This is a genomic window from Robinsoniella sp. (assembly GCF_034124845.1).
The window spans coordinates 1-10917 of sequence record NZ_JAWYAJ010000356.1 but is presented as its reverse complement, the minus strand read 5'-3'; the positions used below and the strand labels follow the sequence as shown (position 1 = coordinate 10917).

The 10917-nt window shown below is 43.1% G+C and carries 10 protein-coding genes; 1 reads left to right on the top strand and 9 read right to left on the bottom strand.

What is annotated here, in order from left to right:
• Nucleotides 1-23: 23 nt before the first annotated feature.
• Both ACH2DQ_RS17765 and mtaB read right to left on the bottom strand, forming a co-directional pair.
• Nucleotides 24-287 carry an IreB family regulatory phosphoprotein gene (locus ACH2DQ_RS17765; protein ID WP_027297011.1) on the bottom strand — a complete coding sequence of 88 codons (264 nt, stop codon included), beginning with the start codon at nt 285-287 and terminating at the stop codon, nt 24-26.
• A 113-nt stretch (nt 288-400) separates the two neighbouring features.
• Nucleotides 401-1708, bottom strand: a complete 1308-nt coding sequence (gene mtaB, locus ACH2DQ_RS17760; protein WP_394912746.1) for a tRNA (N(6)-L-threonylcarbamoyladenosine(37)-C(2))-methylthiotransferase MtaB — start codon at nt 1706-1708, stop codon at nt 401-403.
• Nucleotides 1709-1911: 203 nt separating this feature from the next.
• Here mtaB and ACH2DQ_RS17755 point away from each other — a divergent pair, with 203 nt between their 5' ends.
• A complete protein-coding gene (locus ACH2DQ_RS17755; RefSeq protein WP_394912747.1) occupies nt 1912-2142 on the top strand; it encodes an HPr family phosphocarrier protein in 231 nt (76 codons plus the stop codon).
• Nucleotides 2143-2326: 184 nt separating this feature from the next.
• Here the strand turns inward: ACH2DQ_RS17755 and thiI are convergent, their stop codons facing one another.
• The 7 genes from thiI to ACH2DQ_RS17720 all read right to left on the bottom strand — a co-directional run.
• Entirely contained in the window at nt 2327-3505 is a 1179-nt protein-coding gene (gene thiI, locus ACH2DQ_RS17750) for a tRNA uracil 4-sulfurtransferase ThiI (RefSeq protein WP_394912748.1), read from the bottom strand.
• 98 nt (nt 3506-3603) lie between these two features.
• Nucleotides 3604-4761, bottom strand: coding sequence for a cysteine desulfurase family protein (locus ACH2DQ_RS17745; RefSeq protein WP_394912749.1), 1158 nt, complete (start codon nt 4759-4761; stop codon nt 3604-3606).
• A gap of 70 nt (nt 4762-4831) precedes the next feature.
• Nucleotides 4832-5572 carry a 16S rRNA (uracil(1498)-N(3))-methyltransferase gene (locus ACH2DQ_RS17740; RefSeq protein ID WP_394912750.1) on the bottom strand — a complete coding sequence of 247 codons (741 nt, stop codon included), beginning with the start codon at nt 5570-5572 and terminating at the stop codon, nt 4832-4834.
• Between the two features lie 8 nt (nt 5573-5580).
• Nucleotides 5581-6534 carry a 50S ribosomal protein L11 methyltransferase gene (gene prmA, locus ACH2DQ_RS17735; RefSeq protein ID WP_394912751.1) on the bottom strand — a complete coding sequence of 318 codons (954 nt, stop codon included), beginning with the start codon at nt 6532-6534 and terminating at the stop codon, nt 5581-5583.
• Between the two features lie 130 nt (nt 6535-6664).
• Entirely contained in the window at nt 6665-7852 is a 1188-nt protein-coding gene (locus ACH2DQ_RS17730; RefSeq protein ID WP_394912752.1) for an ABC transporter substrate-binding protein, read from the bottom strand.
• Nucleotides 7836-9341, bottom strand: a complete 1506-nt coding sequence (locus tag ACH2DQ_RS17725) for a response regulator (protein WP_394912753.1) — start codon at nt 9339-9341, stop codon at nt 7836-7838. Before ACH2DQ_RS17725 ends, ACH2DQ_RS17730 begins: the two co-directional genes overlap by 17 nt.
• A partial coding sequence (locus tag ACH2DQ_RS17720; RefSeq protein WP_395027693.1) for a sensor histidine kinase occupies nt 9338-10917 on the bottom strand: 1580 nt, incomplete at its 5' end. The genes ACH2DQ_RS17720 and ACH2DQ_RS17725, both read right to left, overlap by 4 nt.

The following is a 10917-nucleotide window of genomic DNA, read 5'->3' as shown; positions in this document are numbered from 1 at the left end:
ATCCCATTATTTTCATAGTGTCTCTACTGCCATGCCTTATTCTTAATATACTCTTTTAATAACTCTTCTACCAGCTCGTCCCGTTCTACTTTCATAATCATGCTTCTGGCATTGTTATGACTGGTGATATATGTCGGATCACCTGACATAATATAGCCTACAATCTGATTCACAGGATTATATCCTTTTTCAGTCATTGCATTATAAACGGTATCCAGTACGTCCTTTACCCGGATCTCTGCGTCTGAGTTTACGTTAAAATATTGTGTATTACTAATCTTTCCCATTTTATCACGCCCTTAATTAAACTTTACATCCATTCTAATATAAATAAAAGAAAATTACAATCCCATTTTTCAAAAAAGTTTCTTTACTGCTTCTTTTAATCCTGCAAATTCTCCTAATTTTCACATAATAACAAGTGATTTTTCAGTCTTCCCCGGAGTGTTTTATTCAACAGGCAATTAGCATAATCCGCATCTGCGCAACATGCTGCCTTGATATATTCCCGGGTATGCCCAATATAATATTCTTTTTCTTCTACGGTTATTTTTTCTTCAAAAAGAATCTCTGTTTCCTTTCCCAGAAAACGTTCTTCGTATGCCGTCTGGTTTTCTTCGTTAAGACGGATCAACTCCTGGCTGCGGATATTTTTTACATTTTCGTCAATCTGGTTTTCCATAACTGCCGCCTTGGTACCTTTTCGTCTGGAATATTTAAAGATATGAGTTTCAAAAAAACAAATCCTCTTTAAAAACTCTTTTGTAGTCTTAAATTCTTCTTCTGATTCTCCCGGAAATCCAACAATTACATCTGTAGTCAGCGCCGGAAGTTCAAAATATCTGCGCAAAATCATACATTTTTCTTCGAATTCTTTTGTATCATAACGCCGGTTCATTCTGCTTAAAGTTTCATCACATCCGCTTTGCAATGACAGGTGAAAATGCGGACAGATCTTCTCCATAGAACTTAATTCTTTCGCAAATTCTTCGGTTATGATACGGGGCTCCAGCGAACCCAGGCGGATTCTTTTGATTCCTTCAATTTTATGAACCTCCCTAATCAGTTCCAGCAGAGTCAGACCTAAGTCTATTCCGTAAGAACTTAAATGGATGCCGGTCAAAACAACTTCCTGATAGCCTGCTTTTGCAAGATTGCCCACTTCTGTTTTTACATCTTCGATGTCCCTGCTGCGCACTCTGCCTCTTGCATAGGGGATGATACAATAGCTGCAGAACTGGTTGCAGCCGTCCTGTACTTTGATATATGCCCTGGTATGCTCCGCGGTTCTGGAAATTGTCAGGTTTTCGTACTCTGATGTATGATTGACGTCGATAACTGCATCCTCTTCTTCCTGGTTTATTTCATAGGATTTCAGGATAGAAACCAGATCTTTTTTCTTATTATTTCCAATTACAATGTCAATCGCATCGTCTTTTTTCAGTTCTTCTTTGGATGCCTGCACATAACATCCGGCAGCCACTACGATTGCGCCCGGATTCATTTTTTTAGCCTTGTGAAGCATCTGTCTGGACTTGCGGTCCGCAATGTTTGTCACTGTGCATGTATTAATAATATAGATATCCGCCCCCGGTTCAAAGGGAACTATTTTATAACCATTTTCCTGTAAAATCTGCTGCATCGCTTCTGTTTCATACGCATTTACTTTGCATCCCAGATTATGCAGCGCTACTGTTTTTTGATTCATGTTAACACCTTTCTCATAAACATACTTTACAATTGTATGCAATTAAATACTTTTCGTAAATCTTTCGTAAAATCAACAAACAAATTGTACAATTTTATAACTTTTGACGAATAACTCTTCCCAACTTTGTGAGTTTTCGCATTGACTTTTGTTACCACAAAATGTAAGATATAAGAAACAAAAATACAAGGGAGGTTTTTCCAATGAAGACAGTACAGATTTCTTTAAATTCCATCGATAAAGTAAAATCATTTGTAAATGATATTACAAAATTTGATTATGATTTTGATCTTGTATCAGGAAGATACGTAATCGATGCAAAATCTATCATGGGTATCTTCAGTTTAGATTTATCTAAACCGATCGACTTAAATATCCATGCTGAAGATGATGTTGAAAGCATTTTAGCTGCTTTAAAACCATACATCATCTAATCTCATAAGATGAAACGAAGTACAAAGGCAAATCGATTTTCGATTTGTCTTTTTTTATAGCATCCATTTTCTGTTCTTCAAATCAATCTTAAAACCAAATACTGAGCGTGTCCGAAAAATGCTTTCTGCAAGATGCATGATGCACATCTGTCAGAAAGCAATTTTCAACAGGCCTTAATATATCCTATTCCACCCAGATTGTTTCCGTTGTTTCAATAGCAGTTTTCATTAATTCTTCGATTTTTTCTTCCAGACTGGTTTCGGAACGTTTGATAATATTAATATTCGGTTTCGTAACCGGATGTTTGGCAACGAAGATAGTGCAGCAGTCTTCAAACGGAAGAATGGAAGTCTCATAAGTTCCGATTTTCAGAGAGACATCCACGATTTCCTGTTTGTCAAATCCAATCACCGGACGGAAAACAGGAAGGGTACACACTTCGTTGGTAGCTGCAAGGCTCTGCATTGTCTGGCTTGCCACCTGTCCGATACTCTCTCCGGTAATCAGCCCAAGGCTACCGGTCTCTTTTGCAAAATGCTCTGCAATGCGCATCATATAGCGGCGCATAATGATGGTCAGTTCTTCATGGGGGCACTTGTCATAAATATACAGCTGGATATCCGTAAAGTTTACCACATGCAGATTAATCGGTCCCGAATACCTGGATACCAGTTTCGCAAGATCTACAACCTTTTGTTTGGCACGTTCACTTGTATAAGGCGGTGCATGGAAATATACCGCATCTAACTTTACGCCCCTTTTGGAAATCATATAACCTGCAACCGGGCTGTCAATTCCGCCTGATAAAAGCAGCATTGCTTTGCCGTTGGTACCTACCGGCATACCGCCAGGTCCCGGTATAATTTTAGAATAAATGTAGATTTTCTCACGGATTTCCACATTCAGCAGAATCTCCGGCTTATGAACATCTACTTTCATGCCGTCAAATGCTTCCAGAATCCGTTCTCCCAGATCACAGTTTAACTCCATGGATGTCATAGGATAGTTCTTGCGCGCTCTTCTGGCATTAACTTTAAAGCTCTGGTTGTTTCCCGGGTGGATCTGGGACACATAATCAATCACATCACTTGCAAGGCTGTCAAAACCTTCGTCGTCTATCTTCACTACCGGACAGATACCTACTATTCCAAATACCCGCTGCAGTGCTTCCACTGTTTCCTCAAAGTCGAATGCACTCAGGCAGTCCACATAGATTCTTCCCTGTTCCTTATGAACCAGAAATTCGCCTTCCACTTCTTTTAACGCATGGCGGATTTGCTTTACCAGTGCGTCTTCAAATAAATAGCGGTTCTTACCCTTGATTCCTATTTCTCCGTATTTTATTAAAAATGCTTTAAACATCTTTTCTCCAATCTATAACTTAATATTAAACTTTTGTGCAATGCTCCCATACTGCTGTGCCATACGCAAGAAACCAGCAGTGGATTTTCAAACACGCTCTAATGTCTGGAATACTTCCTTAGCACAGGCACAATCTTCTTCAACTCTTCCAGACAATATGCAATTTCTTCCTCCGTAGTAAAATGGCTAAAGCTAAACCGCACCGTTGTTTCTAACAGATCTTTTTCCAGACCGATTTCTTTTAATACGGTACTGATCGGCAGCTTCTTATTGGATGAACATGCAGAACCGGACGATACATAGATTTCCTTTTCCTCCAGCGCATGAAGCAGCACCTCGCTTCGGATTCCCTGGAAGCTTACGCTTACAATCTGGGGAGCGCCAAGTACACCATCCGGACTGTTGATCACGGTATCCGGTATTTCGCTGACTCCATTGGCAAACAACTCTTTGATCCGGTATAAATGGCTGATCTTTTCTTCAAAGCCTGTATACGCCTCTTTTGCAGCCATACCAAGTCCGGCAATCCCGGGTACATTATCCGTACCGGAACGCATTCCTTTTTGCTGTCCCCCTCCCAGAATCAGGGGTTTTATCTTCACTTTTTCATTTACATATAAAAAGCCCACGCCTTTTGGTCCATGGATTTTATGGGCACTTACCGACAGCATGTCAATTCCCATCTTTTTGGGGAGGATGCGGTACTTCCCATATGCCTGGATGGCGTCCACATGAAAAAGTATGCCGGGCTTCTTCTTTTTAATCAAAGCGGCTATTTCTTCTAATGGCTGAACCGCTCCTACCTCATTGTTAACATACATGGCGGAAATCAGGATGGTTTCATCACAGATGGCATTTTCAAGCGCAGCCAAATCTGCTTTCCCGTCTCTGCCTACGGGAATGTAACTTACCCGAAAGCCCTGTTCCGCCAGATACTGCATGGGCTGAATCACTGCCGGATGCTCTATCGCCGTAGTAATTACATGCATTCCGGCTCGTTTATTCGCCATTGCTGCTCCAATAATTGCCCAGTTATTGGCTTCTGTTCCTCCGGATGTAAAGAAAATCTCTTTTTCATTTACCTTCATTGTTTTCGCAATAGCTTCCCGGCTATCTTTTAAATACTGCTCGGCTTTTACTCCCCGCAGATGCTTGGATGACGGATTTCCATAATCCTCCATCATGGTTTTAACCACAATGTCTTTTACACTTTCCAGGCATCTGGTGGTAGCCGAATTATCTAAATATGCTTCCATATATACCTCCTGCATACCGCAGACAGATCTGCGGTACTAGTGCCGCTCGGCGCAAATACGCCGGGCAGCACTAGTCCTCCAGCGTAAACATCAGTATTGACAAAACTGTCATACCGGCTGTTTCCGTTCTTAAAATTCGTTTTCCAAGCGTAATAGGCACCGCTCCTGCCTCTCTTGCAGCCTCTACTTCTGCTTCATCAAATCCACCTTCGGGACCGATAAAGATTCCTATGGACTGGCCCTTTTGGATATTGCCAATGACCTCTTTTGTCTTCGCCATTCCCGATGCCAGTTCATAGGGAATCAGTTTGATATCCAGTTCTTCTGCATAGCTGACAGCTTCTTTAAACCCCATCACCTTTGTCACAGCCGGAACCACGGTTCGTTTTGACTGCTTTGCAGCGCTTGTGGAAATGCTGTTCCAACGCTTTCTCTTCGCTTCTTCTTTTTTGGCATCCAGCTTTACAACAGCCCGTCTGGTTGCCACCGGGATAATTTCATACACCCCAAGTTCCACTGCTTTCTGTATGATAAGTTCCATTTTGTCATTCTTAGGCAGACCCTGAAAAAGATAGATTTTAGAAGAGAGTTCCATGCCGGCTTCTTCCATCCACATAATCTTTGTCCGGACTTCATTGATGTCAAATCCTGTAATTTCGCACCGGTATTCCTTATTGTCCTGTCCGCTGCTGATACTGACCTGTTCTCCGGTATTCATCCGGAGTACATTTTTGATATGATTTACATCCTCACCTGTTATAACAATTTCTTTTTCTCCAATCTGATCGGGAGACACAAAAAAATGATACATGAATCCACCTAGTTCTTTCTTGCTGTTACGGATACCCACTCGCCCTGGTGTGTCACTTCTACGATTTCCAGACCTGCTGCCTTGACTGCTTCTACCACACAATCCTCTTTTTCATCTATGATGCCGGATGTGATATATATGCCGCCCTTCTTCATCTGGTTTATGATAACCGGCGTCAGCGGAACCAGCACATCTGCCAGAATGTTCGCTGCCACAATGTCATATTTTTCATATCCCACCTGATCCTGGATCTTCTTATCATCGATAATGTTTCCGATCATTACATCCATCTTTTCCGGTGCAATTTCATTGACTTCCAGGTTTTCTTTGGTGGCACTGATCGCACACGGATCCAGATCCGTTCCCACTGCATGTCTGGCGCCAAGCTTTATGGCAACAATGGACAGAATTCCGCTGCCGGTTCCCACATCCAGGATTTCTGTATCCGCATTTACATATTTTTTTAATTGCCGCATACACAGCTGTGTAGTTTCATGCATACCGGTTCCGAATGCCGTTCCCGGATCGATATGGATAATCATTTTATTTTCATCGCCTTCCTTTACTTCTTCCCAGGAAGGTATGATGAGAATATCATCCACATAGAACTGATGGAAATACTGTTTCCAGTTGTTGATCCAGTCCTTATCTTCTGTCTGGCTCTCCACAATGGTTCCTTCTCCGATATCCATAAAGGTACGAAGTTCTTCTAATTCCCTGCGGACATTCTTTAACATCTCTTCCTTATCCACATCTTCTTCCAGATAAAAGCTTAAAAAAGCGATCCCGTCATCCTCCGGTCCGTCGGGAAGGATATCCACGAACATCTGCTGTTTGTCGGATTCCGTAAGGGGTACTTTGTCTTCAATTTCTACCCCTTCCACACCAGCGTCAGCCAAAGCAGATATGACAATATCTTCTGCTTCTGTCAGGGTTTTTAACGTAAATTTATTCCATTTCATCTCTATAGATACCTCATTCTTTATTTTTACATTTTGGGACAGAAAATCCCACTATCTTTTAATATAGCATAAAAAAATAAGGAATGCCAGAATTTTATCCGGATAAGGGGGACAAAATTCTGGTATTCCTTCATTCCCCTGCTTTTTGTTTTTCTAAAATAGTATCTACCAGAACCTCCGACAATTTTTCTGACACTGCAGACCACTGTACATAATTGTCCATGCTGATACTGTTCTCCAGCTCTTCTTCAAATACCTTATACTTTGAATCTTTCTCCGCCTGTTTTCTCGCAAGTTCTTTTTTGGGCGCCAGACCAAACTGGGGTCCGCAGATCTGCTCCATCACCTGATCATCCAGATAAAAGTCTAAAAATGCCAGCGCTGCGCTTTTATTCTTTCCTTTCAGTATTCCCAGATTTTCACCGCCTGCCATGGGATTGCCGCCTCCGCCTGTGGGTAATTTTATAACACCTGTGGAAATATTGCTCTTTTCCAAAAGGGGAAGTACATCCATACTGTTTTCCATCATGGCGATTTCACCAGCCAGAAAGCTGCGTGCCACATCGTTGTTAGACCAGTTGATGCATTCTTTTGGCATAGAGCCGGATTGTACCAGTTCCCGGATGACGCCAAAGAAATTTTCGGTTTCGTCACATTCCAGTACATTTTCACTGTCACCGGCTGAAATAACCCAGGGCAGAACCGAAGAGGCGGACTGGCTTCCGCTGGCTGCCGGCATTCCAAAACCATAAGTTTCTCCCTCAGACAGCACCTTTGCCGCCAGAACGAATTCATGGAGATTTTCCGGTGCCTCGATACCTGCTTTTTCCAGTTTCTCTTTGTTATAAAACAATGCCGCAGTACTGCAGCAAAAAGGCATTCCATAATAACAATCCTGGCTTTTTACAGATCCAAGGGCGCACGCAAAGTACTCCTCCTCTTTTTGGGAATACCGGACATAGGAAGTGATATCTTCTAACAGCCCTTTTCTGATGTACGCCTGCATGTTGGACTGGTCTGCAATGATCAGATCCGGCATTTCCTTTTCCGTCAGGGCAAGGGCAAGCTTTTTGTTAAACTCAATCACAGGACCATGATATTCCCAGGTCATCCGGTAACGCCCCTGGGAGGTGTTAAAATCATGGATAAGGCGGTCCAGGCTTTCCTGCTGCTCCTTCGTTTCATAATAGGACCACAAAACAAGGGTTTCTTTCCCATCCTCCCGGGCACCTGTGTCCGCTATGGTACTATTCTCGCTGCTGCACCCCCACAACATGCCTGCCAGGCACAGTCCTGCGATGCTAATGCTGCATTTCACGATAATCTCCCGGTGATATTCCTTCTTCTTCTTTAAATACCTTAATAAAATATTTTGCATCGCTGTATCCCACCTCCTGTGCCACCTCATAGATTTTCTTATCTGTTCCGGTCAGAAGACGTTTGGCATGGTCTATACGGAATTTCTTTAAAAATACGGTGAAATTTTCTTTTACCTCCCGGTTAAACAGCGTACTTAAATATTCCGGCGTCAGTCCCATCTGCACCGCAACCTCGTCTAAAACTATTTTTTCCCGGTAGTGTTCCTGTATATAGTTAAGGACTTTCACAATTATATAGTTGCTGATATCCTGCCTTCTTGCTTTGCCCTGTACCAGGACCTCCCGGATCCTGCCAAAATTCTGTTTCATTTCTTCCCAGGTTAGGATCTGATTTAAGGTATGCTCCAGATGATAGCTCTGAAGCTTTTGAAAACGCTTTTTATCCAGATCCTGCAGCAGACCGGACACCATAAAATAACACCGGATCATGGATTGGCGGACCTCCTCTTTTCGAAAGGAATGCTCCTGGATATATTCTGTGAACCGGTCTAAATTCTTACCTGCTTCTTCCATTTGTTCCTGACAGATATCCGACTTTATTTTACTGAGAATCTTAACCGGAGTTTTAAACGTTTCCCATTTGCAGTTCTTTACGTACTCCACATCGTACCATCCCGGAAAACCGCAAGCCGTAACCCCATAGTCCAGATAACCCTTTAACGCTTCTGCACACCGGCTGATCTCTCCGCTGTCCGAAAACTGAACGCACGCCCACAGCGGATGTCTGCCTTTCCCCTGGTATTCCCGCACCAATTTCCGGTAAATCTCTTCCTGGTATTCTTCTAAATGTTCAAACCCTCCCGCCAGTGCATAGAATATCCTGCTGTTCCCCTGATAGCAGCCGGAAATATGTAAGTTTAAATCGTTTACTTTACTGTATTGAAAAAATTCCTGCACCCGGTCCTCATATTCTTTTGACATACTTCCCAAATAACCGGCAGCCATCAGGAACTTCATATTTTTCTCAAACCCGAAGATTTCCATCAGATCCGGTTCGGGACTTCCCTCAATAATATCCCGCAGACAGCTCTCCGGGGTTCCTTTTAATGCCAGCAATTCCTGTTCCATCTTTTCTTCTATTTTGCATAAGGCGCGCTGTATGTCAGAGGACGTCAAAGGCTTCAGCAGATATTCGTCTACGCCGTAGGTAATGGCTTTCTTCGCATATTCAAATTCTGAATATCCGCTTAAAACGATGATATGGCAGGTCAAATTTTTCTTTCTCAGTTCCCGGATCATCTCCAGTCCGTCCAGGACAGGCATGCGGATATCCGTTATCACAAGATCCGGCCGGAGCTTTATAATTTTCTCCAGGCCGTCATTTCCATTTGCGGCTTCCGCTGCCACGGTATGCTGGGTGTGGCTGGCGATCATGGCCGCCATTCCCTCCCGCACTTTCTTCTCATCTTCTACAATTACAATTCTCATGTCTCTACCTCTATTCTATTCGCCGGAAAGCGCAGGGTAATAATGGTGCCGATATCCGGTATGCTGATTACATTCCAGTCGGCAGCTTTTCCGTAATACATCTCGATCCTGGAAAACACATTGTTTAAACCGATCTTTTCCGGATCCTCCTCCACTGCCGCAGTACGGTCATTATACTTATCCACCAATTCCTGATCAAGCCCGTTTCCATTATCTTCTATAATGACACAAATGTGCTTTCCCTCTTCTGTCAGCGAGATGTCCACCCGCAGCATGCCCCCCTCCTCGATCCCTTTAAACCCATGGATCAGGGCATTTTCCATAAACGGCTGTATCAGCAGTTTCTTGATTTTGTACCCTTTACACACTTCCTGTACCGTCAGCTGAAACTCAAATGCATGGTCAAACCGCATCTGCTGAAGGCTGATGTATTTCTCAATCCAGTCCGCCACTTCCGGGATACTTGCCTCGATATTGCTTTTATTGACACTATAGCGAAGAATTATGCCAAGATTTCTCAGCATTTCACTGATCTCGTCCTCTCCCCGGCTGATTGCCAGCCAGTTGATGGAGTCCAGGGTATTATATAGAAAATGTGGATTAATCTGTGCTTCCAGTGCCCGGATCTCAGCATTTTTCCGTTTTTCGGTTACGCCCTCTACTTCTCCGATCAGAGCGGAAACCCGTTTCGTCATATCATTGAAATTTCCGGCTATTTCTCCCAGTTCGTCCTTATACTCCAGGTGAATGGCTGTGTTAAGATCACCGCCCTTTACCGCCTGGATTCCGGTAATAATTGTTTTTACCGATGCCCCTATGTTGCGGACTGTACCTGAAATCAGGATAAATGCCGATAAAATCAAAAGTCCGCCAAGGATCAATGCGTTCCTTCTGGAATCGTTCATTTCAGCCAGCATCTTATCCAGATCATAGGCATTGTAATAAACCCAATCTGTCTTTGCATCCTGATAGGTACTGATCCCTATTTTTTTATCATCCATTTCCCCTGTCATACGGACAAAATCTGTAATATTCTGATCTGCATCCAGAGCAGTTCCGGCAAAAAAAGAATTGGGGTAAGTAATGATATTGTTTTGTCCGTCCAGAATAAAATTAATTCCGCTCCAGGCAATCTCCCTTTCATTTTCACAGAGTTTTTTCAGAATACTTTCATCCAGAATCATAACAATGGCTGCAATGGGTTCCCTTTCCAGTTCATCCAGGTCGTATATCGCTTTTGCGATCTGGAATACAGGAAGCTCTTCTCCGTTCTGTTCCATGACATCTGTGGGCAGAATCGCTATGCCGGTAGTTTCCTGCGCCTTTTTATAGGCAGTGGTTTCCCGCAGATCCACATAGTCCTTCCAGATATTCTCCCGGACAGAGGCTGTCCCCCAGTCATAGGTCACATCGGCACCATTCGCCGTAATGACACTGATACACCGGATTCCTCCTACGGAATTGTTGTATTCCTGCAGCCGCCTGTAAATATTATGGCGGCTCTCCACCTGTTTGTTTAAGTCCTTGCTTTTCAACCCGTTGATTTCATCAATCAGGCGGCTGTCTACGTTCATCT